Source organism: Methylosinus trichosporium OB3b (assembly GCF_002752655.1).
GTDB classification, from domain to species: domain Bacteria; phylum Pseudomonadota; class Alphaproteobacteria; order Rhizobiales; family Beijerinckiaceae; genus Methylosinus; species Methylosinus trichosporium.
Map to the genome: position 1 here is coordinate 1,220,339 of NZ_CP023737.1, position 22,849 is coordinate 1,243,187.

General features: G+C 63.4%; 17 protein-coding genes, 1 tRNA gene and 1 pseudogene. 17 read left to right on the top strand and 2 right to left on the bottom strand.

Annotation, left to right across the window (positions count from 1 at the left end; all coding sequences use genetic code 11):
• The first annotated feature begins 99 nt into the window (after nt 1-99).
• From cas3g to CQW49_RS26285, 7 genes and pseudogenes are all read left to right on the top strand, one after another.
• Entirely contained in the window at nt 100-2,820 is a 2,721-nt protein-coding gene (gene cas3g, locus CQW49_RS05810) for a type I-G CRISPR-associated helicase/endonuclease Cas3g (protein ID WP_155931309.1), read from the top strand.
• Nucleotides 2,804-3,673, top strand: coding sequence for a type I-G CRISPR-associated protein Cas8g2 (gene cas8g2 / locus CQW49_RS05815; RefSeq protein ID WP_003608662.1), 870 nt, complete (start codon nt 2,804-2,806; stop codon nt 3,671-3,673). The genes cas3g and cas8g2 overlap by 17 nt, the downstream gene beginning before the upstream one ends.
• Nucleotides 3,670-4,758 (top strand): type I-G CRISPR-associated RAMP protein Csb1/Cas7g, encoded by a 1,089-nt coding sequence (cas7g, locus tag CQW49_RS05820; RefSeq protein ID WP_003608660.1) that lies wholly within the window; start codon nt 3,670-3,672, stop codon nt 4,756-4,758. The genes cas8g2 and cas7g overlap by 4 nt, the downstream gene beginning before the upstream one ends.
• A 10-nt stretch (nt 4,759-4,768) precedes the next feature.
• Nucleotides 4,769-6,931: a type I-G CRISPR-associated protein Csb2 gene (gene csb2, locus CQW49_RS05825; protein ID WP_003608657.1), complete on the top strand. Its 2,163-nt coding sequence runs from the start codon at nt 4,769-4,771 to the stop codon at nt 6,929-6,931.
• A 1,028-nt stretch (nt 6,932-7,959) separates the two neighbouring features.
• The gene (locus CQW49_RS24400) at nt 7,960-8,598 is read left to right on the top strand and encodes a hypothetical protein (RefSeq protein WP_003608655.1); all 639 of its coding nucleotides are present in this window, start codon (nt 7,960-7,962) and stop codon (nt 8,596-8,598) included.
• Nucleotides 8,599-9,708: 1,110 nt separating this feature from the next.
• Nucleotides 9,709-9,813: pseudogene (locus CQW49_RS25450) on the top strand (hypothetical protein); the annotation flags it as partial.
• A 775-nt stretch (nt 9,814-10,588) separates the two neighbouring features.
• Nucleotides 10,589-10,840 (top strand): DUF2293 domain-containing protein, encoded by a 252-nt coding sequence (locus tag CQW49_RS26285; protein ID WP_420845619.1) that lies wholly within the window; start codon nt 10,589-10,591, stop codon nt 10,838-10,840.
• Nucleotides 10,841-12,542: 1,702 nt separating this feature from the next.
• Here CQW49_RS26285 and CQW49_RS24405 read toward each other — a convergent pair.
• On the bottom strand, nt 12,543-13,166 hold the full coding sequence (locus CQW49_RS24405) for a hypothetical protein (protein ID WP_155931308.1): 624 nt from the start codon (nt 13,164-13,166) through the stop codon (nt 12,543-12,545).
• 233 nt (nt 13,167-13,399) lie between these two features.
• Here CQW49_RS24405 and tnpA point away from each other — a divergent pair, with 233 nt between their 5' ends.
• The 5 genes from tnpA (at nt 13,400) to CQW49_RS05870 (ending at nt 16,426) form a co-directional block, all read left to right on the top strand.
• On the top strand, nt 13,400-13,762 hold the full coding sequence (tnpA, locus tag CQW49_RS05850; protein WP_051418692.1) for an IS66-like element accessory protein TnpA: 363 nt from the start codon (nt 13,400-13,402) through the stop codon (nt 13,760-13,762).
• Nucleotides 13,759-14,106 (top strand): IS66 family insertion sequence element accessory protein TnpB, encoded by a 348-nt coding sequence (tnpB, locus tag CQW49_RS05855; RefSeq protein ID WP_024749862.1) that lies wholly within the window; start codon nt 13,759-13,761, stop codon nt 14,104-14,106. The genes tnpA and tnpB overlap by 4 nt, the downstream gene beginning before the upstream one ends.
• Nucleotides 14,107-14,174: 68 nt before the next feature.
• Nucleotides 14,175-15,785 carry an IS66 family transposase gene (tnpC, locus tag CQW49_RS05860; RefSeq protein ID WP_003616133.1) on the top strand — a complete coding sequence of 537 codons (1,611 nt, stop codon included), beginning with the start codon at nt 14,175-14,177 and terminating at the stop codon, nt 15,783-15,785.
• 2 nt (nt 15,786-15,787) lie between these two features.
• Complete coding sequence (locus tag CQW49_RS05865) at nt 15,788-16,021, top strand: hypothetical protein (RefSeq protein WP_003616132.1); 234 nt, start codon at nt 15,788-15,790, stop codon at nt 16,019-16,021.
• Between the two features lie 126 nt (nt 16,022-16,147).
• Nucleotides 16,148-16,426, top strand: coding sequence for a tyrosine-type recombinase/integrase (locus CQW49_RS05870; protein WP_024749952.1), 279 nt, complete (start codon nt 16,148-16,150; stop codon nt 16,424-16,426).
• 73 nt (nt 16,427-16,499) lie between these two features.
• On the opposite strand, the gene CQW49_RS05875 is transcribed toward CQW49_RS05870, so the two are convergent.
• Nucleotides 16,500-16,575, bottom strand: a tRNA-Ile gene (locus tag CQW49_RS05875).
• 174 nt (nt 16,576-16,749) lie between these two features.
• Here CQW49_RS05875 and CQW49_RS05880 point away from each other — a divergent pair.
• The 5 genes from CQW49_RS05880 to CQW49_RS05900 all read left to right on the top strand — a co-directional run bounded on the left by CQW49_RS05880 (nt 16,750) and on the right by CQW49_RS05900 (nt 22,847).
• A complete protein-coding gene (locus CQW49_RS05880) occupies nt 16,750-17,499 on the top strand; it encodes a proteasome-type protease (RefSeq protein ID WP_003614617.1) in 750 nt (249 codons plus the stop codon).
• Nucleotides 17,496-18,467 (top strand): L-threonylcarbamoyladenylate synthase, encoded by a 972-nt coding sequence (locus tag CQW49_RS05885; RefSeq protein WP_003614616.1) that lies wholly within the window; start codon nt 17,496-17,498, stop codon nt 18,465-18,467. Before CQW49_RS05880 ends, CQW49_RS05885 begins: the two co-directional genes overlap by 4 nt.
• Before the next feature lie 144 nt (nt 18,468-18,611).
• Complete coding sequence (locus CQW49_RS05890; RefSeq protein ID WP_003614615.1) at nt 18,612-19,130, top strand: RNA polymerase sigma factor; 519 nt, start codon at nt 18,612-18,614, stop codon at nt 19,128-19,130.
• A 150-nt stretch (nt 19,131-19,280) separates the two neighbouring features.
• Complete coding sequence (locus CQW49_RS05895) at nt 19,281-20,267, top strand: FecR family protein (protein ID WP_003614614.1); 987 nt, start codon at nt 19,281-19,283, stop codon at nt 20,265-20,267.
• A 108-nt stretch (nt 20,268-20,375) separates the two neighbouring features.
• Entirely contained in the window at nt 20,376-22,847 is a 2,472-nt protein-coding gene (locus CQW49_RS05900) for a TonB-dependent siderophore receptor (protein WP_003614613.1), read from the top strand.
• Nucleotides 22,848-22,849 lie beyond the last annotated feature (2 nt).

Consider the following 22,849-nt stretch of genomic DNA (forward strand, 5'->3'; position numbering starts at 1 on the left):
TCGCCTGTGAATCATCAGCGCGCCCTCCTTGACCTCGGCCATTTGTCGCGCTCGAATGTGCGCGCTTTCTCGCGGTCATTGCAGCCGTCCGGGTTTCTCATGTCCTTCGAGGCTAATTTCCACACTCTGACCGGCCATTCGCCCTTCTCTTGGCAGAGGCGGCTCTACGACGATTTCTTCGCCCACGGCAAAACCCCCAGCGCCGTCGATGTGCCGACGGGGCTCGGCAAGACCTCGGTGATGGCACTGTGGCTGATCGCGCGGGCGCATGGCGCGCCATTGCCGCGGCGGCTCGTCTATGTCGTCGACCGACGGGCCGTCGTCGATCAGGCGACGCGCGAGGCCGAGAAGCTGCGCGACAATCTCGCGAGCGACGAGGCCGCCGCCTTGCGCGAAGGCCTACGGCTCGGGAACGGGCGTCTCCCCATCTCCACGTTGCGCGGACAATTCGCCGACAATCGCGCCTGGCTCGACGATCCCACCGCGCCGGCGATCGTCGTCGGCACCGTCGACATGATCGGCTCGCGGCTGTTGTTCGAGGGCTATGGCGTCTCGCGCAAGATGCGGCCTTATCATGCCGGCTTTCTCGGCGTCGATACGCTGGTGCTGCTCGACGAGGCGCATCTCGTTCCGCCCTTCGCGCATCTGCTGCGCGCCATAGAGACGGACGCCGCCCTCTGGCCGAAAGACGAGGACGACGCGAGGCTCGTCCGCCGCCTCGTCCTGCTGCCGCTGTCGGCGACGCTGCGCGCCGATGCTCGGCGCCTCGATCGCGCGCCCTTCACGCTCGAGGACGAGCGGGAGGACAAAGCTGTGCAAAAGCGCCTGAGGGCGGCCAAGCGCCTCGTCTTCCGCGAGCTCGCGGCCGATCCGGACGGGCAGCTCGCGCAGGCGGCGTTCGATCTCGCGACCAAAGAGCCCGCGCGCGTCGTCGTTTTCTGCGATCGGCGCGAGAAGAAGAAGGGCGAGCCGAGCGCCGACGGCGTTCGCGAGGCGCTGGGCAAGCTCGCGAAGAAAGCTGAGGCTGCCGCCCCCGAGATCGAGACGCTTACCGGCGGTCGCCGCATGCGCGAGCGTGAGGCGACGGAAAAGCGTCTGACCGAGCTCGGCTTCATCGGCGCGCGCGGCGAGACGAAGCCCGCCGTGCTCGTCGCCACATCGGCCGGCGAGGTCGGCGTCGATCTCGACGCCGATCACATGATCTCGGACCTCGTCGCCTTCGAGCGCATGGCGCAACGCCTCGGCCGCGTCAATCGCCGCGGCGAGCGCGCGTCGTCGGAGGTCCTCGTCTTCTGCCACGCCGACGAGCCCGCGCCGAAGAACCCGAAGGAGCCGACGGCGGAGGAGGAGCGCGCGCGGCTTCCTTTTCGCGCGCGAGAAGCGCTCGAATATCTGCCGAAGCTCGGCGACGGCTTCGACGCATCTCCCGGCGCCTTGCGCGTGCTGGCGCGACAATCGACCGACCGCGTGACGAAGGCGACGACCCCCGAGCCATTGCGCCCGGCGCTCACCCGTGCGCTCGTCGACGCTTGGTCGCTCACCTCGCTCGAGACGCATGAGGGCCGGCCCGAGATCGCGCCCTGGTTGCGCGGCTGGATCGAGGAGGAGGAGCCGCAGACGACGCTGCTGTGGCGGCGATGGCTTCCCGTGCGACGCGCCGTGGGCGAGGACAAGCCGCGCGATCCGCGCCGATATGCGGCGGAGGTCGACAAGTTTTTCGAGGTCGCGCCGCCCCATGCGAGCGAATTGCTCGAGGCGGAAACGCGGCGCGTTCTCGACTGGCTGCGGGCTCGCGCGACGGCGACTCAGAATGTGCGGCGAAAGGACGACGACGATCTTCCCGCCGACAACGATATCGTCTGCTTCGCGCTCGGCGGGCGCGACGGCTTCACCGCCTATTCGCTGTCCGAGCTGGCGAAGCCGCGCGACAAGAGACAGATGGAGGCGCTGGAGCGCGACATTATCGGCCACACGCTCGTGCTCGATGCGCGGTTGCGCGGCTTGTCCGACTTCGGCGCGCTCGGCAAGGATGCGGATACGCCGATCATCTGCGCCGACGACGATTCCGAATGGAGTGAAATCATCGGCTTTCGCGTGCGGGCGCAGACCGGCGACGACGACGGCGCGACGACGCGCCCGCGCGACTATCGCTTTCCGAAAATGGTCGACGGCGATGGCGAGGCGCGCGAGTCTCTCGTCGTCGAACCTCTCGGCGGCGGCGGCGGCGAGGATGCGCGCTCTATTCGCACGACTCCGCAGACGCTCGATGTTCATCAGGCCTGCGTCGAGACGACGGCGCACGCCATCGCCGCGGCGCTCGCTCTGCCGCCGCATTATAGCGAGGCCCTCTCCCTCGCGGGTAGGTTGCACGATGAAGGGAAGCGCGCCGACCGCTGGCAGCGCGCGTTCAACGCGGCGCGTGATCGCCGTGACTTCGGGCTCGACTCCGAGCTCGCGAAGACGCGCGGCCCGATCCATCAGCCCACTCTCGACGGCTATCGCCATGAGTTCGGCTCTCTGGGCCGCGCCGAGACCGACGAAACGATTCGCCTCCTGTCGGAAGAGCATCGCGATCTCGTGCTGCATCTCGTCGCCGCGCATCACGGCCGCGCGCGGCCGGTCATAGAGACGCGCGGCTGCGACGACGGGCCGCCCTCCGTTCTCGAGGAGCGCGCGCGCCGCGTGGCGCTGCGCTTCGCGCGGCTGCAAAAGCGCTGGGGTCCCTGGGGCCTCGCCTGGTGGGAGGCGCTGTTGCGCGCGGCGGATCAGAAGGCCTCTCGAGAGAACGAAGCGGGAGGCGGCGATGCGAGCGCCCGCTGAAATTCCCGTCGATCTGTTCAATCCCGGCCAGGTCTTCGCCTGCCTCGGCTTTCTCGAGGCGGCCGAAACCCTGCTCGGCGAGGCCGAAGGCGGCTTCGTCTGGCGCGACGGCCCGGCGCGCTTTCTGCTGCGCGCGAAGGGCGCGGAGAATGCGTTCGCCGAGGTCGTGGGTTTTCTCTCACGAGCGCAAGCGCACGCGCTCGCCCCCGAGGGCTCGCGGAACTCGACGGAGAAGTGGGACGTCGAGACTTTGCGCCTTCGCCGCGGCGAGGCCTTTCCCTTTTCCGACCCCAACAGCCCGGCGACCCTTCCCGCGCTGCTCGGCGACGGCGAAAGGGGGATTATTATCGATTATTGGGGCGATGCGACGCGGCGCGACAATGTGAAATTCTGGGCCGGCGCTGGCGGCTATCCGGGCGCCGCTCTCGCGCGCGACGCGCTCGGGCTCGTTCAGAGCGGCATGACGATCGACCTCGCCGACCCTTTCGCCGCCGCCGCGCCGCAGTCGAGCAGCTTTCGGCTGGACTGGCGGCGCGACTATATCCCGCTCGACGCGGGCTTCTCGCCCAATGATCACACCGATGTTAAGATGGTCGGCTATCCGCTCGTCGAACTGCTCGCGGCGATCGGTCTCACTCACGCGCGGCCGCAGCGGATCGACAAGCTGACTTATCGCTATGGCGTCATGACGCTCGACGATCCGCCTCACCGCGTCGACGCCATGCTTCTGCGCGCCGCGCTCGGCGGCGCCGAGCTTCCGTTCCGGCGGCGAAGCTTTCTGATGCGCCTCGGCTGGCCGGGGCAGGAAAATCAAGCTCGCTGCATTACCCACGTCGAGGAGACGCCACAATGACGGTTCTGGATTCGCGCATTCTCGACTCCTGGGCGAATGATCCGAAGGGGCCGGTGGCCCTGCATCTCGAGCAGAAGCTGCTTCCCGTCGAAGGCGCGGATGCGCCGATCTTCCCGCCGACCTATGCGGAGATCGGCTACAATATCGACACGCTCGGCGATGGGACCAAGGTCGCCGCCATCGACAGCGTCGGCGCGCAGGCGAATCGCATCGAGCCGATCTTCAAGCAGCCGGATTACGTCCATCTCGTGCCGCAGATCGACATCGCCTATGGCAATGAGAAATCGATCTCCATCCTCGAGGCGGGCCACAGGCTCGGCGACGCCATCGTGCGCTGCATCGGCGCAGCGGACGGCTTCGATCTCCGCAAGAGCGCGCATGACGCCTTCGAGCTGTTCCATGACGCGAATGATTCCTCGGCCATTGCGCGGCTTTCGCCGACCTCGCTCGTGTTCGGCGTATGGGACTCGCGCGACACGCAGGCGAAGCTGCCGCGTATCGTGCAATCGACGATCCGCGCCTTCGACGTCGATGTGCTGCGCCGCTCGGCGCAATATAATCCCGCGGTCGACTACTCCACGCTCGACGTGTTCGGCGAGGAGGAAAAGGCCAAGCAGGAGGGCGATCCCAAGAGCCCGCTCGCCAAGCGCGGCTTCGTTCATGTTCCCGCAGGGCAAGCGCCCGGCGGCGTCATCGCGCGCGGGCCGATCCGCCGCGACGTGACTGTCAATCTCGTCGCCTTGCGACGCTTGCAGGGCGAAAACGGCGAAGCCCTGCGCCGCTATATTCTCGGCCTTTCGCTCGTCGCCGCCACGGCGCCGCTCGATCTCTTCCTTCGTCAAGGTTGCCTGCTCGTTCCGGACATCGACGCGCCGGCGCGGTGGAGGCGAATCGATCGCAATGGCGCGCGCGTCGAGATCGATCTCGCCGGCGATGCGGCGCTCGCTTACGCCAGCGACGCGGCGAAAGCCTTCGGCGTCGCATCGCCGCGCATCGTCTCGTTCGACAAGGGGCGCGCTAAGGAAGACGCCAAGAAGGCGGATAAAAAAGCCAAAAAGGCCGAGAAGGAAACCGAGACCGCCTGAGGCCGCGCCCATGCCCGCTCTTCTCGTGACCGTGCGCTTCGTCGAGGGGCGCTATCACGGCCGGCCGGAATGGCCGCCCTCCCCCGCGCGGCTGTTTCAGGCGCTCGTCGCCGGAGCCGCGCGCGGCGCGCGGCTCCATGAGGACGATATTCGCGCTCTGCGATGGCTCGAAGCTCTCGCTCCGCCGGTCATCTTCGCGCCGCCGGCGCGCGAGGGCGCGGGCTTCGTCAATTTCGTGCCCAATAATGATCTCGACGCGGTCGACGGCGATCCGACGCGCGTCGGCGAGCTGCGAGTCGGCAAGACGATCAAGCCGCGCTACTTCGACGCCGACGCGCCGCTGCATTATCTCTGGGCCTTCGATGAGAACCCTGCGCACGCTCTCGCCGCGCAGATCGGCTCGATCGCGGAGCGGCTCTATCAGCTCGGCCGCGGCGTCGACATGGCGCATGCGCAGGCTGTGATCTTGGACGATGAAGCGACGCATCGCCTCGATCTCGAAGGGCGCGCGCATTATCCAGCCCCGACGCGCGGCGCGCTGCCTCTCGCCTGCCCGACCAATGGCTCCCTCGACAGCCTCATGCTCCGCCATGAGGCCTTCCGCCATCGTTTTCTCGATGCTGTCGGCGCCGGCAAAAGAAGCGCGGGAGGTCGCGTCTTCGCGCAACCACCCAAGCCACTTATTCGTATCATCGGCTATGACAGCCCGGCGCGGCTTCTGCTCTATGACATCCGCCGCATCGAGGTGGAGAAGAGCGATCCGCTCTTCGCGCCGCAGCCGCTCACCAAGACCGCGACTCTCGTCGTCACGCTTCGCGACGCCGCGGCCGCTCGGCTGTGCCGCGCGCTTCCGCCGCCGCGGGCCGCGCTCGTCGAGCCCGTCTTCGTCGGCCGTGGCGCGACCGATGCCGACAAGACGAGCCGCATCAGGATCATTCCGCTTCCCTCGGTCGGTTTCGTTCATGCCGACCGCGCCATTCGCCGGGTCCTGGTCGCCGTTCCCGCGAATTGTCCCTTGCCCGTCGACGACATCGAGTGGGCTTTCTCGGGAAGAGACGAAGCGAAAGGCGCCCCGGACAAGGGGATGAGCTGGTCGCTCGTTCCTGCTTCGGACCGCACTATGCTCAGGCGCTACGCGGCCGAAGGAGAGAAGGCGGCGTCGGTTTGGCGCAGCGTGACGCCGGCCGCTCTACCCGTCGGCCGAAGATGGGGACGAGGCGGCGGCTTCGCTCGCTCGGAGGCGGAAGCGGCGGCGGCGCACGCCGTGCGGGATGCGCTTCGCCATGAAGGCGTCCATGAGACGGCTCTCGCCATTCGAGTTCAGCGCGAGCCTTTCGACGCCAATGGCGCACGCGCCGAGAATTTCGCGGGCGCGCGATTCGAGCCGGCGCAATTATGGCATGTCGAGATTACTTTCGCTGCTCCGGTTTTTGGGCCGCTCGTCATCGGCGACGGCCGCTGGCTCGGCCTCGGCCTCATGGCGCCCGAGGCAGCCCATTCGGACGGCGTGCTCGCGTTCTCGATCGACGGCGGTCTCTCGGCGAGTGCCGACCCTATCGACGTCGCCCGCGCTCTACGTCGCGCCATAATGGCGCGAACGCCCCGTTTGCCGAGTGAAAAGGAGCTGCCCCTTTTTTTCACGGGCCACGAAGAGGATGGGAATCCCGCTCGCTCAGGCGCTCATCAGCATATTGCCTGCGTTTTCGACGAGGCTCGCCGTCGCTTGTTGATCCTCGCGCCCCATTTGCTCGAGCGGCGAAATCGGCGGTCGGGAGAGACCGAGAACTGGCGACGGCTCGAAAGCGCCATGAGCGGATTCATCGAATTACGGGCCGGCGTCGCCGGATTGCTGCGTCTGTCGCCGGCGTCCGTCGATCCTCGTGTCGACCCCGTGTTCGCGCCGTCGCGAGAGTGGCTGAGCGCCACCCGCTATAGGGTTCTGCGACACCAGAAGCGTGGCGACGCGCGCCTGGCGTTCGCCGAGGATCTCGGCAGCGAACGAGCACGTAACGGCCTGCCGAGGCCCGAGATATCGATCGTCGAGGTCGGCGGCGGTCGCGGGGGACTGGCGGGAACCGCGCTTCTGCGATTTTCTCGAGCCGTTCCAGGACCAATTTTGATCGGCCGCGACCGACATTTCGGAGGCGGCTTATTTGTCAACGGTTCGGAGTGACGCGCTATGGAGGAGAGCTGGGGGAGGCCGTGATCAAACAAGCACGGGTGGCTGTTTGGTAATGCGTAGATCGACAAAATTGCATTTTCCGTGGCGTGGCCCGGCAGAGTAGAGTCCATGACACAGGTCTACTTTCACCGAACGCGCGAGTTTCCCGGACGGCTATCGCAAAACGGGTAAAATTTAATGATCCGTCCGAGCTATTTGAATTCCATTTAAGGCCCCGAAAGGCCGCAGAGGTGCGAGCGCGTCCTGCTTCGTCAAACGCTATGTCGGAGCCGGTAGAGTTTGTGGTCAATTAAATCCCGCGGAAAATTGGAAAAAACAAAAACCGCCGCGGCGGCTCTTTTTGTCGCCGCGGCGTTTAAGTAAGAAAACTTATAAATATAAACCCTCCGGACGAACGAAACTCCCAGGCCAAGGTTTTAAAAAAACGCCGAAGCGCTTTAAAACTTGGTCTGGGAGTTCCGTCCGGCTTACCGGAGAGAGATTACGTAACGAACAAAACTTCACCGAGGAAAAACAAGGACTCTCGTAGAAGAAAACCCTCGGCTATTAAAGTTTCGCTACGCCCCTCACACATGCGCCAGCGGAAGCCATGTGCCTGTTGACTGCTTTACGAGGTTATTCGCCACCCCGGCTCCGTCGATCTTCAACTTAAGGACTATCCGAGCGCTTTGGAGCATCCCACAGTAGCGCGATTTAGATATCAACCCTGCCGTCTTTGCCCGACGATTGATACCGAGCCGATTGTCACCGGCGGTGCTTTGGCTGTTGGCTTTGGCGCTGCGCGTAAGGCTTGAATATTAGATCACAATCGCGAAGCTTGTTCAAGAGTATATTTGATCTAACCAGGCTCCCTCGTTGGCTTTGTGAGGAGGATGCGGGACCATTGATGCGCCTCGTCAGCAAGAGCGGGTCGCAGCCATGGCGAGGGCAAGGTTATCCTGCGGCTGCCCCAGCGCGAAAACGCGCCAGCCTGTCGGCCCGCTATAACCTCAGTTGCTCAACTGACGGGGAGTGGCTCCATGGACGTTTTAGCTGCGATATGGTTCACCAAGGATCGGCTTCACCATTCTAACTTGCGCCACAAAGAAAGCGTGCGAATGCCCGCGAGGAGAAGGACGTCGACAACTCCGGAAATCGAAGCCGAGCTGACCGCCATCGCCATTGAACGCGGATTGGTTGATTCCAATCTCGATGGCAGATTGAGAGGGGAAGCGCGTTCGCGAGCTTGGTCGCTCCTCCATAGCCGTCGTTTACACGAAAGCCGACGACGGTTCGATACAGTGCGCATCACGCGTGAAGAGATTATTAACCGATATCAGTCGCTCTGCGAATTCACCGCGAGCCAGCATCCACGAGGACGGGCGCTCCGTGGTCGTAAAAAAGAGATCATTAGCGTGTGGGTGCAATATATTCATGCGCAGCGCGCCAAACCTTCGAGTCGCGTCGGCGCCGTATTCCTGGCCAATCGGGTCGGCCAGACACGCGTATGGGCTCTCAATCGGCTGACATTGATCGGAAAGCTGGAAGGACCGGATGGACCTTGGCAGCCGTCTGTGATCGACCGAGGGGTGGCGGAGGTTCCACACCGAGCGATCGCTCGTGCTCGCAGTGTGGACCAAGACCGGATCGATGCTCTGCTCGCCGACTTCGAAGTTTGAAGGCCGAGGGGATGCGTCCGAGATTGCCAGCTCTATCAAATTCGGGCCGTCCCCCTTACTTCTGGAGCGTGATCGTCGTATTCGGTGGAGGCTCGCGCTCGGAATCTACCCGGTTTCCTTGTCGCTCTACTGAACTCCCAAAACCTACAGGCTTCCTTGACCCCGGATAGCTGTTTGCTGCACGAATAAGCGTCACATGTGCGTTATTTTTTCTCCCGGGCTGGGGAGGTAGCGCCGCGACTATTCATCGCTCTACCGGCTCGCGGCTGCGTTTGTGTTTTTCATCGCGTGGCAAACCAGATTCTTCTCCGAGGCCTCATCCGGGCATGAACCGGGATTTTTGGGAGCCGCGAGGGGGATGCGTTCCGTTATTGCAACTCGATAGTATATAGTTCTATTAAATAGAATAGATATATATCTTATTATCGACTTGCAATTACGGAACGCACCCCCCTCTGCTCCCGGCTATGTGAGTTTCGGCGTCACTTGCGAAGACGAGCCTCTACGGCGTTCGCGGCTAGTAGGAGTCAGGGACTCCGCCGCGAAAGAGGCTGAGGTCTTCACCCTACCGCGTTTCTTGGCGGGGCCCCAATGTGGGCATGTCGTTTACTGGGCCTATAAGCGTTGCTCATTCGTTTATTTTACCGAAGCACTAGCATGGTAGCGCAAGCACTACGATCGTCTCTACGAACGCCCTACAGCGTTCTTGACTTCATTCTGATCGCCGGGCAAATGCTTGAGCCGGAGTAGCCTAGCCGTGCTCGTTAAAAAGCGACGGTCAAACTATCAAAGCCTTCCATCGTGCGGAGGGAGATGCGATCTCGTGACGAACGGGATGGTGATAGGGATTGCCGAGCGCGCCGCGCTGGTCCCAGGCTGCATCCCCCAGGATATTTTATGATTTTTCTAGGACTTCGCTTGCGCAGTTGCTCCAGCCGGCTACAAAAACCCTTATGTCGCCATGCCTCCGGCGCGCCTTTTTGGGCTTTCGATAACCTCACCAGCAGGTCGAGGAGCGGACGCTTCGGCTCGGCCAGACTTGCCTCTTCGACCATATTGCTTTCCGGCTGGACACGGGCAAGATGGCCGCGAGCGAGTTGCGGGGGCCATATGGCTTCGGACGATGCGGAGACGGAGAGGCGGCTGCGGTCGGTGGCCGACCAGCTGCGGGCGAATTCTGGCTTGAAGCCTTCCGAATATTCCCGCCCGGTGCTCGACCTCTTGTTCCTGCGCTATGCCGACGGGTGCTTCGCCGAGGCAGAGAAGCAGCTGAAGTCGCGGCCCAGCAGCCCGCCTCGCCGCGCCAACACAGGACGCTTTCAAGGCGCGGGGCGTCGCTTATCTGATGCCTCTGTTCGAGGAGCTCATGGCGTTCGCCCGGGCGTTGAACGAGGAAGAGCGGCGTCACCTCCAAGAGGGGCCGACCGAAGAGGAACTGGCAGTCTTCGACATCCTCACCCGTCCGAGCCGAGACCGACGAAGGCCGAGGAGATGAACGTGAAGATCGCCCGCTCACTGCTCGCCAAGCTCGAGCGAGAAGAGCTCATAATCGACTGGCGACTGTGCGAGGCGGAAAAAGCAGATGTCTGAGAGACGATCCGGCAAGAGCTGGCTTATGACAGGAAAATATGGGACGAAAAAGTGAGGCGAACATATCAGTTTGTTTTCGAACACCTTCCAAGCACCGATGGAAGACGCGCCTCTATTTAGAACAGAAGCTGAAATATACCGCACACAAATTCATATACAGAAAATATACTTATTATCAAATATAAGTCATTACTGACTTAACATACGATAGCGGAGATAATAGCAAAACATAACACTCTTTAAACATATAAAAATATATGTTGATTTTAGATGTTATGTGCTATTTATGAATTATTCGCCCTGCGAAAAATGCCCATTTTTGCGGTGAAAAATGGCCGACTCTACTAACTTGCGCTCGACTGATAGGTCCCGGTTCAAAATACCGCAGGTGCTGAAGCACATGCGGTTACACCATCCAAATTGTCCGTCGAAGCATCGAGGCGCCATTGTGGCTCGGGTTGCCGGTCGAGCCTGGATCGAAGCGAACATCGGAAAAGCCGTCGGCATCACGATGGATTGCTACGTCCGGCATACGCTCACGGAATATGAAGGTCTGCTCGCGAGCGGAATGAACCGAGACGTGGCGAGGAAGATGGTCAAATCCAAGGTGGATGAGACGATCGCATCATGGGCGCCAGCGCCGGCGAGCTGACCGTCATGCCCGTTGATATTGGGCGGTGGCCGGTGCGTGGTGTTCGTCTCGGGGCGACCCTGGAACCGTGGCGTTTGATGGCACAGGCGCTGCGTAGCCGGGGTGTGAGAGATTGGACGTGAAAGGCAGCCGACACATATGCTATTTGGGTAGTATTTTCCTATCGAGACGATATCCGAGGCTACTCCGAAATGAAATAATCAGACAGCGCTGCTATTCCAATATGCCAGATCATTTATGCGGCACTGTATATTTGGATATTTGTTCGGCAAGCCCGTCCTGACCCGGAGCTTTCTCTTAAGTTATCATGAGTCGCTAGATGACATTGGCCGAATGACGGGTGTAGGCGTCTACACATTTTCGGTGCCGTCTTAACTTAAAATCGATAACTTGCTTAACATATGCACGAAATAAATGGATTTTTAACCATATGCTAGTTGTTAAGCTTCGTCATTTCAAATTAATACTATATTAGTATATTTACAAAAACCGGCGTGTTAAGCGTATTGTGATTTCCGTTTACCTATGTTCGTTGCAATCTCTATATGTAGGTAGTGGCACGCTCTATCACGTCCGCTCATGCAGTGCATTCTAAAGTCAGTGTCAGGTATCGCGTTTTTGTCTAACTCAGTGTTGCATTCTCAACACCTATTGACCGCAATAGGACACCATTGCAGCCTACTAACGCCGCAGTGGTTTTGCAAATTTCCGAGAAGAGGGTCGCCCGAGCGTCGCAAGCGGCAAACCAAGTCAATCCCCGGCCCCTATTTTTTAGAATTCGTCAGGGATAACGAAATTACTATATGATATATTATTATCTAAGCTTTTTACAGCATATTCTATCACTCTACGCTGGCAAACGATCTTTTGTATATCTACGGTTCCAGTCGGAACGAGCTGCTTCCAGATCTCCGGAGAACAGAGATCAAATTGGAGCTCGTATTCTTCTCGGCATTCCGGCCAAGGCGGGAAGAATTGGACGAGCCCGTGCCAATGGGGATTGCTGACGGGTTTCTCCAAAAAGTAGAAGCCTCGAATGCGGTCTTCGCGGCGCTGTCTCCATTTCGGTCCAATTAGCTTCCTATTGATGCGGGCGTCCCATGCGCGAAGTCGATCTCGTATGAGAGCGGGTCCGCGATGCGGGCCATCGAACGTCACAGGGTCGTTCGTGGCGAGGGTGATGAATCGATCGAAGCGCCATTGGTTCAGCCATTCGGCGACGTCAGTGCGCATCTTCGATGGAGGACTGCGAAGAATGTGGCGAAGGGTTGGACCGACGGGTTCATCCAAGCTCGAAATCTCCATGGCGCGAGGAAAATAGCGCGGGGGCTGGACGCCGAACCGCTCACAAGCGCGTTATAGCGAAGGCGGTGCGGACAGCCGCGAAATTCCAAAAAAATTTTGCCGTTTGTCGCATCGGGTTGGTCGACGAAGCCGAAACATCGTTCGACGAATTTTGTGCATCGCGTGCTCTCGTCGCTATAAACGCTTAGATGACACAGCTCCCCCACACTATCGATATCAACGCGCGGCTTCGATTACGTGAAGCAGCTGCCCGCTACAACATCAGCCCCGCGACTCTCCGCAAACAGGCGAAGCAAGGTTTGCTCGTCATATGGCGAGTCGCCGGGAAGGACTGGACTTCGATTGCCGAAATAGAAAGGATGTTCGATCTGTGCCGCGTCCCAGCAAAGGAGCCCATCTATGGTTGCGACCGGCCCGTAGAGATGGCTCTGGAGCCATCGTCAAGGCCGCAAGATGGTTCATCAAGGACGCAGGCAGACAAATTGGCACTGGATGCGGCGCGGGAGAGCGCGAGGAAGCTGAAAGGCGACTCGCGTGCTACATCGCCTCGAAATACGCGCCGGCAAGGCGAGAGCGCGGTCTGTCTGAGATTCGCATTGCAGATGTGATCAAAATCTATCTGGATGACGTCGCGCCAGGCCATGCCCGTCCGCAGAAGACTGCCGAGCGGTGCGATCGGCTCTTGGATTTTTTCGGACATAGGCGGCTCGACGAGATCACCGGCGCGCTCTGTCGTGAATATGCTGCGGACCGATACGGCAAGGGATGCGACGAACGCCCCGGCGGCAATCGTGGCAAGGGTGGAGGAGCGAAGCGCGACCTCGAAGATCTGCGCTCTGCAATCAATCATCATGCGAAAGAAGGATATCACCGCGGCGTTGTGCGTGTGGTTCTCCCTGAACGAGGCAAGGCGCGACAGCGCTGGTTGACGCGAGACGAAGCTGCGCGGCTCTTGTGGATTTGCTGGCGCACTCGCGAGGTTCAGGAAGGCGCGCAGACCGACAAGCGCCCTCTGCGGCACCTTTGTCGGTTCCTCATCCTCGGCCTCTACACGGGCTCGCGCCCGGGGGCGATTCTGACTGCGTCTTGGGAGCGCGGACCGGCCAGATCCTGGATCGACATCGAGAACGGGATTTTCCATCGGCACGCCGTATCCCTACGCCGTGGGCCGCCTTTTCAAAATCGATGGAATAGAGCGAAGCTGCGCAGCTAAGTCGGCTTTATGAGCGAGGCAAGCTGCACAGCATGGGTCGGATGACATTGATCACGGGCGGCGAACGACGGCGCCGATGGAGAAACGAAGACCGGACGCGGATATTGGCGGCGATCGCCGAGCCGGGCGCGGTGGTCGCCGATGTGGCGCGGCGCGAGGATGTTTGCACGAGCCTCGTCTACAAATGGCGGCGCGCGGCGCAGCGGGAGGCGAGCGCCGCTGTGTGCGGATTTTCGCCGGTGATCATCGAGCCCGCTCCGCGAGTGGCGACGTCACAGGAACAGCCGCTGCAAGAATCCGCGGCCGGCGTCGTCGAAGTCGAGCTGAACGACGTGCGTGTGAAGATCAGCGCCACGGCGCCGTCTTCCGTGATCGCTGCGACCTTGAAGGCGCTGCGCTCATGATTCCCTTGCCTGCGGGTTGCCGGGTCTGGATCGCCACCGGCCATACGGATATGCGACGCGGCATGCAGGGCCTGGCGCTTCAGGTTCAAGAGCAGTTGCAACGCGATCCTCACGCCGGTGACCTCTACATTTTCCGCGGGCGCCGCGGCGATCTCGCAAAAATCCTCTGGCACGACGGGCTCGGCCTGTCGTTATACGCCAAGCGGCTCGACCGTGGAAAGTTCATCTGGCCCTCGGCGAGCGCGGGCGCGGTGTCGATTTCGGCCGCCCAGATGGCCTATATGCTCGAGGGAATTGATTGGCGAAATCCGCAATCGACATGGCGTCCAGCAAGCGCGGGATGAGCGAAAAAGCTGGGGTCGGACGCATTTTGGGGCGCCACAAATCGAAAGATTTGTGATTCACTCGCTATATGGACGCCATCGGCAAAGCCCTGTTGGACGAAAACGCCGCGCTGAGAGCCGAGCTCGCCGTCGCGCGCGCGAAGGCGTCGGAAGACATGGCGCTGATCGCCGCGCAGAAGCTTCAGATCGCCAAGCTGGAGCGCCAGATATACGGGCAGAAATCGGAGCGGTCGGCGCGTCTTCTCGAGCAATTGGCGCTCATGTTCGAAGAGCTGGAAGCGAGCGCGACGGAAGACGAGATCGCCGCGGAACAGGCGGTCGCGAAGACGACGGCGGTCGCCGGCTTCGCGCGCAAACGGCCGGAGCGCAACACCTTCCCGGAACACCTGCCGCGCGAGCGCGTCGTGATCGAGGCGCCGACGAGCTGCGCCTGCTGTGGCGGCCAGCGCCTGCGCAAGCTCGGCGAGGATGTGACGCAGACATTGGAGACGACGCCGCGTCAGTGGAAAGTGATCGAGACCGTGCGGGAAAAGTTCTCCTGCCGGGACTGCGAGAAGATCACGCAGCCGCCGGCGCCATTCCATGTCGTTCCGCGCGGCTGGGCGGGGCCGAGCCTTTTGGCGATGATCGCTTTCGAGAAGTTCGGCCAGCATCAGCCGCTGAACCGTCAGGCGGATCGTTATGCGCTCGAAGGCGCGCCGATCGCTTTGTCGACCATGGCCGATGCGATCGGCTCCATTTGCGCCGCGCTCGAGCCACTGCGCCTTCTCATAGAAGAGCATGTTCTCTCTGCCGAGCGCCTGCATGGCGACGATACGATCGTGCCCGTGCTGGCGAAGGGCAAAACCGACACCGGCCGCTGCTGGGTCTATGTGCGCGACGATGCGCCCTTCGACGGCGCCGGACCGCCCGCTGCGATTTTCTATTACTCGCGTGATCGCAAAGGCGAACATCCGCAGACCCATTTGGCGAACTACTCCGGCATTCTGCAAGCGGACGCCTATGACGGCTACAACAAGCTGTATGCAGCGGAGCGCAAGCCTGGTCCGATTCTCGAAGCGGCGTGTTGGGCGCACGCGCGGCGCCCGTTCTTCGTCATGGCCGACATCGATGCGAACGTCCGTCGCAAGGCGGCGGGGAAAAAGGAGATTCCTTTGTCGCCGATCGCGATAGAGATCGTGCGCCGCATCGATGCGCTGTTCGAGATCGAGAGGTCGATCAACGGCAAGAGCGCGCAAGAACGCCTCGCCGTTCGCCGAGCGTCGAGCCGACCTCTCGTCGACGCGCTCGAGAGCTATATGCGCGAACAGGTCGCCAAGCTCTCGCGTGGACATGATCTTGCCAAAGCGATGCAATATATGCTGAAGCGATGGCCGGCCTTCACGCTGTTCCTCGACGACGGGCGCGTTTGCGTCTCGAACAATGCAGCCGAGCGTGGACTGCGGGGAATTGCTCTGGGACGAAAATCATGGCAGTTCTGCGGGTCTGACCGTGGAGGCGAGCGCGCCGCCGCTATGTATGGGCTCATCGTCACAGCGAAGATGAACGGCGTCGATCCGCAGGCCTGGCTCGCCGACGTCCTCGCGCGCATCGCCGCGCATCCGGCGCATCGGCTCGATGAATTGCTGCCGTGGAACTGGCGCCAGAAGGATAAAGCTGCGCCGGCGCTGGCGGCCTGACCATGCACGTCAACAAGGTCTCTCACGTCACGACCATCGATCGTATCGCTGCGCAGCTCAGCGAAAGCGTCGACTTCCTCCATGACGTCGCCAATGAAATGGAGCCCGAGGATGGCGTGATCTGGGTCTATGGCCTCGGCGACCTCGAGATCCTGGCATTCACCGACTTCGGCATCGAAAACCTCGTCGAACTCATCAAAATCCACAAAGAGATGAAGTTGCCTCGAGAGCGCTGACGCGACGGTCCTGCGGCCCACGGCGAATGCTTACGGCACGCCGACGGTAAGGTCGAGACCAATAAGAGGCAGCCGAGCGTGAAGCTGGCGCCGCGCCTCGCTGCACATCTTGCGCGTTGGCGTCGAATGGACCAACAGCGAGGCCATGTGGTGACGTTCAACGGCGCTCCCGTCGCGAGCGTCAAGGTCGCCCTGGCGCGCGCCGTGCAGCTCGCCGAGCTGGAATCAGGCGTGACCGCCTACACGCTGCGCCATTCGGCTGCGTCATGGCTCGTCGCGAAAGGACTGCCGACCCGCAAGGTCGCCGACTTCCTCGGGACGAGCGAGCAGATGATCATCAATCACTACGGCCATCTCGCGCCCGACTATCAGGATGAAGCGGCGCTGGCGATCGGGCGACGTTGAGCGTTTCGGTGGTCCAAACGGTGGCCCGTCGTAACGAACGCTGCGACAGCCTCCCCTGCTCCCTTGAATTTCCTGGTGGGCCGGGCAGGACTCGAACCTGCAACCAGACCGTTATGAGCGGCCGGCTCTAACCATTGAGCTACCGGCCCCGCCGCCGTCCGGCGCTCCGGGGAGTCCTGCTCCTATAGCGAAAACCATCGTCTCTGCAACCGCGCCGGCGCGAAATCTATTCCTCGGCGCGATTGCCAGCGGCGCGCGCCGCGGCTATGCGCTAGATTGACGCGTCATGCCGGGCGGTTCCGGCGCGCAGTTCCGGAGCGGCGATGACCTATTGTTGCGGAATTCTCGTTCGCGACGGCCTCGTGATGATCGCCGACACGCGCACCAACGCCGGGCTCGACAATATCTCCACCTTTCGCAAGCTGCACATTTTCGAGCGGCCCGGCGAGCGGGTGATGATGCTCGCCACCGCCGGCAATCTCTCGGTCTCGCAGGGCGCGGTCAATCTCCTCGTGGAAGGGCTGGAAAATCCCGACACCCATGAGGTCGAGACGCTGATGAAGGCGCCCGGCATGCTGCAGGCCGCGCAGCTCGTCGGCCGCGCCGTGCGCCGCTCGCACGCCATCGCCGGCGAGAGCGGCGAGGCGGCGGGCGTCAGCTTCGACGTGTCGCTGCTGTTCGGCGGCCAGATCGCCGGCGGCGCGCTGCGGCTCTTCATGATCTACACCGCCGGCAATTTCATCGAATGCACGCAGGACACGCCCTATCTGCAGATCGGCGAGCACAAATATGGCAAGCCGATCCTCGACCGGGCGGTCGGCTATGACACAGATGTGCTGGACGCGCTGAAGATCGGACTCATCTCGATGGATTCGACGATCCGCTCCAATCTCTCGGTCGGCCTGCCGATCGATATCGCGCTTCTGCGCCGCGATGCGCTGCGCGCCGACATATCGACGCGCGTCGACGGCGGCGATGCTTATTTTCGGGATCTGCGCGACAGCTGGTCGCGCGCGCTGCGGGCCGCTCACATGGCGATCCCGACGCCGCCCTATGACGGCCGCGCCGGATGACCGCGCTCGCGCCGGCCGACGCCGCCGCGATCGAGCGGGCGGCGCGCCTGCTGCGTGACGGCGGCCTCGTCGCCTTTCCGACCGAAACCGTCTATGGGCTCGGCGCCGACGCGACCTCGCCGGCGGCCGTCGCGCGCATCTACCGCGCCAAGGGTCGGCCGAGCTTCAATCCGCTCATCGCCCATGTCGCCGATCTCGACGCCGCGCTCGCCGAGGCGGCGCTGCCGAAAGCGGCGATCCGCCTCGCAGAGACGCTGTGGCCCGGCCCGCTCACCCTCGTCGCGCCGCGCGTGGCTGCGGGCTCGGTCTGCGATCTCGCCTGCGCCGGCCTCGCCAGCGTCGCCTTGCGGGTTCCGGAGGCGCCGGTCGCTCTCGCGCTCATTCGCGCCGCCGGCCGGCCGATCGCGGCGCCCTCCGCCAATCGCTCCGGCCATGTGAGCCCGGTGACGGCCGCCCATGTCATCGAGGATTTGGACGGCGCCGTCGATCTCGTGCTCGACGGCGGCCGCGCCGAGCGCGGGGTCGAATCCACGATTCTCTCCTTCGTCGGCGAGACGCCGCGCCTGCTGCGGCCGGGCGCTCTCGCGCGCGAAACGCTGGAAGCCTTGCTGGGCCGGCCGCTCGAAACGACCGGCGCCGCCGCCGCGGTGGTCGCGCCGGGCATGACCGCCTCGCATTATGCGCCCCGAGCGCGCCTGCGGCTCGACGCGAGCGCGCTGCGCGAGGGCGAGGCCGGGCTCGATTTCGCGGGCGCGCTCCGCGCGCGCGCCGATGCGGCCGCGATGATTGTCGATCTCTCGCCGAAGGGCGATCTCGAGGAGGCGGCGGCCAATCTCTTCGGCCATTTGCGCGAGCTCGACGCCCGCGGCGCCGATCACATCGCCGTGGCGCCCATTCCCGCCCATGGCCTCGGCGAGGCGATCGCCGACCGTCTGCGCCGCGCCGCCGCGCCCCGCACGAAAGCTTAGAAACTATTCAAACTAATCAAATTGTATCGGTTTTTCCGCCACGCTAAGCTTTGCCCGAGGCGAACGCCTCCGGTCGACGAGATGGCGGGGCAGGCGAGCTCGCCAACGAGGCGAAGCGCCCCGGGGCTGTCAGGAGATCCCGAAATGCTCGGGGTGTTGGTGCGTGATCTGCAGCGTTCGGAGGAGAGGCGGCTTCATCGCTTTTTCCTGCAACGCCTCCGAAACTGGGCGGACGCCGCCGACGCCACGCAGGAGACCTTTCTTCGCCTGCTATCGAGCGCGCCGCGCGCCGCCGTCGACAATCCCAAGGCCTATCTGTTCCAGACCGCGCGCCATATCGCCTTCGATCACGCGCTGCGGCTCCGCAAACGCGCCGGCGTCGAATGTCCGGTCGCCGATCCGCAGGCCGTGCTCTGCGTGCCCTGCGACGCGCCATCCCCGGAGAAGACGCTCATCGATCAGCAGCAGCTTCGGCTGTTCGAGGAAGCGCTGCTGCGCCTGCCCGCGCGCGCCCGCACGGCGCTGCTGCTGAGCCGCATCGAGGGCTGGACCTATCCGCTCATCGCCGAGCATCTCGGGGTGTCCGCGAACACCGTCTATAACGACGTGCGAATGGCGATGGCGCATTGCATGAGCGTCATGGCGCGGCTGGAACGCGACTGAACGTGGCCGGCGCCGCGGCGACATCCACGCCACCACTCGGCTTCCGCGCGACGGGAATTTTTGTGAGAATGGTCCCCGTGCGACGTCATAGGAATTGATGGGGCATCGCTTCTCCCCGCCCTTCCCTCGAGCGAGACGCCGGCGAGCCGAATGACGCAAAATCCTGGTCCCGAGCCGAGCGCTGCGGAGACGATCGACGATCCCTCGATGGCCGAGGCGCTGGACTGGTTCGTCCGGTTGCAGGCCGCGCCAGGAGATGCGCGGACGGCGCGGGCGTTTCGTGACTGGCTGGAGGGCGATCCACGCCGCGGCGAAGCTTTCTCGAAAGTCGTCGCGGCCTGGGGCGCGCCGGAACTGCTTCTCGCCGCCCGCAATGTCGCGGCGGCGACCGGCTTCGTCGCGCCTCGGCGAGCCTCACGGCGGCGCGCCCGGGCCCGGAAGGCGACGACGGCGGCGGTCCTGGCGATACTCGCTCTGGCGCAGGTCCCGGAACTCCTGCTGCGGCTGCGCGCCGATCATCTCACCGTCGCCGGCGAGCAGAAGCGGATCGCGCTTCCCGACGGCTCATCGATGACCCTCAACACCGGAACCGCCGTCGCGCTGGATTTCGCCGAGGGGCGGCGGCGGGTCAGCCTGCTGCGCGGCGAGGCCTATTTCGACGTGCTGCCCGATCGCGGCCGCTCGTTCGAGGTGGTTGGACGCTTCGGACAGGTCGTGGTGAAGGGCACCGCTTTCTCGGTCAAGCTCGATGCGGAGGAAGACGACGTCGTGCTCGGCCGGGGCTCCGTGGATGTGGCGCGGCGCGCGCAGCCGCGCGACCATGCCGTGCTCGCGCCCGGCGAAACCGTCGCGGTGACGGACGGGGCCGTGTCGCCGGTGACGCACGTCGACACGGCGCGGTCGCTGGCCTGGCTCGAGGGTCGGATCAGCTTCCACGACCAGCCGCTCGCAAGAGTGCTCGACGATATCCGCCGCTATTATCCGGGACGGATCTTCGTCTTGCGTCGCGGCCTCGAGCAAATCGCCGTTTCGGGAAATTATCGGCTGGATCGACCGGCCCTCATCGTCGAATCGCTCGCCGAGGCCGCCGGCGCGACGATGACCACGCTCCCCGGCGGCGTCATCATTCTACGCTGAGCGCGTAAATTTTTGTGAGATCGCGACGCCTTCGCGGTCTTCACGAGCAGGGCGCGTGATCGCAGGGGGCGATCGTCGCGGCCCGCTCGAGAAGACGGGAGCGTCAAGATGATCGTGAGTTCCAGGACGAAAGCGGAGAAACAGTCGGCGGGCGTCCGGCGCCCGACGGCCCTGCTCCTGACGACGACGATCCTCTGCGCCGGGGCCCTCGTCGCGACGACGGCGCGCGCGCAGGGCTCGGCGCCGACGCAGAACCGCATGGTCTCCTTCGCCATCCCGGCGCAGCCTTTGCCGGCGGCGATCGACGCCTTCATCCGGGCGACCGGCTGGCAGGTCGGCTACCCCTCGCGCATCGCCGACGGCTTGACGTCCACGCCCGTGTCCGGCGCCATGCCGCCGGCGCAGGCGCTCCGCTCGCTGCTCGCCGGCACGGGGCTCGGCGTGCGCTTCACCGGCTCGACGACCGCGACGCTGACCGGGCGCAGCGCCGCGATCCCGCCGGCGGCGCTCGGCGACGCCGTGCCTCTGGACGTCATCGACGTCGGCGCGGAAGGCGCCGGCCGCGCCTATGTCGCCACCCGCAGCGTCGCCGGCGCCAAGGTCGACACGCCGCTCATCGAGACGCCGCAGACGATTTCCGTCGTGACCCGCAAGGAGCTCGACCAGCGCGCCGTGCAGGACTTCGCCGCGGCGGTCGCCTACACGCCCGGCATCGCCGTCGTCGATTATCCCGGCGGTCCGGGCGCGCCTGATTATTCGTTGCGCGGCTTCCGTGACGTCGGACTGTTCGGCGTCTACCGCGACGGCTTGCGCGCGGGCTTCAACAATTACGACACGAATTTCGAGCCGTTCGGATTGGAGCGCGTCGATGTGGTCAAGGGGCCGTCGTCGGTTCTCTACGGCCAGACGTCCCCCGGCGGACTCGTCAATTTGACCACCAAGCGGCCGACCGCGGCTCCGCTGCATGAAATCGCGCTGCAGACCGGCAGCTACGGCCGCCGTCAGATCGCCGTCGATTTCGGCGGGCCGGTCGATTCGAGCGGCGATGCGCTGTACCGCTTCACCGGCCTGTTCCGAAACGCCGGCACGCAGATCGATCATGCGCCGGACGACCGCCTCTACCTCGCCCCGTCGGTGACCCTGAGGCCGGCGGAGAAGACCGAGATCACGCTGCTCGCCAGCTATTTCAAGCTGAAGATGAGCGCGGCGGAGCAGAGCATTCCCCGCAGCGCGCTCGGCATCATCGGCACGAACGTCTATCTCGGCGTTCCGGGCCAGTCGAATTGGAATGTCGAGAACATATCGATCGGATACCGGCTCGACCACGAGCTGAATGCGGATTGGAGCCTTCGCCAGAACGCACGCTACATGCATTCGAAGGTCGATTTTCGCTATGCCTACAGCGCCGCTTGGCCGGTGGAGCTGGTCGACGGACACTATTATCCGGTCGGACTGCAGGACCGGCCCAAGAGCACCAACACATATCTCATCGACACCAATATTCAGGGCAGAGCGGCCACCGGCCCGGTGTCGCATACTCTGCTCGCCGGCCTCGACTACGCCTATTACACGGGCAAGGAGTCACGGCGGAACTCGCTGACGACGCTCACCATCGACGTGCTGAGTCCGGTCTATCCGACGACGAATTTCGTCTATGCCGACCCTTGGGTGGACGGGCGCAGCAATGTCGGGCAGCTCGGCGTCTATGTGCAGGATCAGCTGCGTTACGACAAATGGATTCTCACTCTCGGCGGTCGTCACGATTGGGTCGTCGGCACGGAGATCGACAATCTCGCGGGCAGCACGCAGACGACGCGCGATCAGGCGTTCACCGGCCGCGCCGGATTGGGCTATGTGTTCGACAATGGCGTCGCGCCCTACGCCAGCTATGCGACATCGTTTCAGCCCGTCACGGGCGTCTATGCGCCCGAGCGCGGCGGCGGCGCCTTCGAGCCGACCACCGGAATCCAATATGAGGTCGGCGTCAAATATCAGCCCGACGGCTGGAACGGCTTCCTGTCCGCATCGCTCTATGAGATCACGCAGCAGCATGTCTCGACCAATGACCCGCTCTACAGCGGCTTCACGGTGCAGCAGGGCGAGATCCGTTCGCGTGGCGTCGAACTCGAAGGCAAGGCGGAGCTGACCGAAGAGCTCAGCCTGATCGCGTCTTGGGCGCTCATCGGCGCCGAGATCACCAAGGACAATCCCGCGGTCGGCTCGGCGACCAGTTCGGTCGGCTTGCGCCCGAAGGGCGTGCCGCGCCAGACGGCCTCGGCCTGGGGCGACTATCGCTTCAAATCGGGCGCGCTGGAAGGCCTCGGCCTCGGGCTCGGCGTCCGCTATGTCGGAACCTCCGAGAACTCCGGCAACACCGAGACCATCCCCGATTATGCGCTGGTGGACGCCGCTGTGCGCTTCGACCTCGGCGCGCTGCATCCCGATCTCGGCGGCGCGAGCCTTGCGCTCAACGTCAGCAATCTGGCCGACAGGAAATACTATTCAGCGGGATTCTACGACAACACCGTGCTGTACGGAAATCGCCGTCAGTTCCTGGCGACGTTGAAATACGACTGGTGAGG

Coding starts and splice junctions, on each gene's coding strand:
- CQW49_RS05900 (WP_003614613.1), top strand. CDS start 20,376: ATGATCGTGAGTTCCAGGACGAAAGCGGAGAAACAGTCGGCGGGCGTC.
- tnpC (WP_003616133.1), top strand. CDS start 14,175: ATGGACGCCATCGGCAAAGCCCTGTTGGACGAAAACGCCGCGCTGAGA.
- cas7g (WP_003608660.1), top strand. CDS start 3,670: ATGACGGTTCTGGATTCGCGCATTCTCGACTCCTGGGCGAATGATCCG.
- CQW49_RS05890 (WP_003614615.1), top strand. CDS start 18,612: ATGCTCGGGGTGTTGGTGCGTGATCTGCAGCGTTCGGAGGAGAGGCGG.
- cas8g2 (WP_003608662.1), top strand. CDS start 2,804: ATGCGAGCGCCCGCTGAAATTCCCGTCGATCTGTTCAATCCCGGCCAG.
- CQW49_RS26285 (WP_420845619.1), top strand. CDS start 10,589: ATGCGGTTACACCATCCAAATTGTCCGTCGAAGCATCGAGGCGCCATT.
- CQW49_RS05865 (WP_003616132.1), top strand. CDS start 15,788: ATGCACGTCAACAAGGTCTCTCACGTCACGACCATCGATCGTATCGCT.
- CQW49_RS05895 (WP_003614614.1), top strand. CDS start 19,281: ATGACGCAAAATCCTGGTCCCGAGCCGAGCGCTGCGGAGACGATCGAC.
- csb2 (WP_003608657.1), top strand. CDS start 4,769: ATGCCCGCTCTTCTCGTGACCGTGCGCTTCGTCGAGGGGCGCTATCAC.
- CQW49_RS05885 (WP_003614616.1), top strand. CDS start 17,496: ATGACCGCGCTCGCGCCGGCCGACGCCGCCGCGATCGAGCGGGCGGCG.
- tnpA (WP_051418692.1), top strand. CDS start 13,400: ATGACATTGATCACGGGCGGCGAACGACGGCGCCGATGGAGAAACGAA.
- CQW49_RS05870 (WP_024749952.1), top strand. CDS start 16,148: ATGGACCAACAGCGAGGCCATGTGGTGACGTTCAACGGCGCTCCCGTC.
- tnpB (WP_024749862.1), top strand. CDS start 13,759: ATGATTCCCTTGCCTGCGGGTTGCCGGGTCTGGATCGCCACCGGCCAT.
- CQW49_RS05880 (WP_003614617.1), top strand. CDS start 16,750: ATGACCTATTGTTGCGGAATTCTCGTTCGCGACGGCCTCGTGATGATC.
- cas3g (WP_155931309.1), top strand. CDS start 100: ATGTCCTTCGAGGCTAATTTCCACACTCTGACCGGCCATTCGCCCTTC.
- CQW49_RS24400 (WP_003608655.1), top strand. CDS start 7,960: ATGGACGTTTTAGCTGCGATATGGTTCACCAAGGATCGGCTTCACCAT.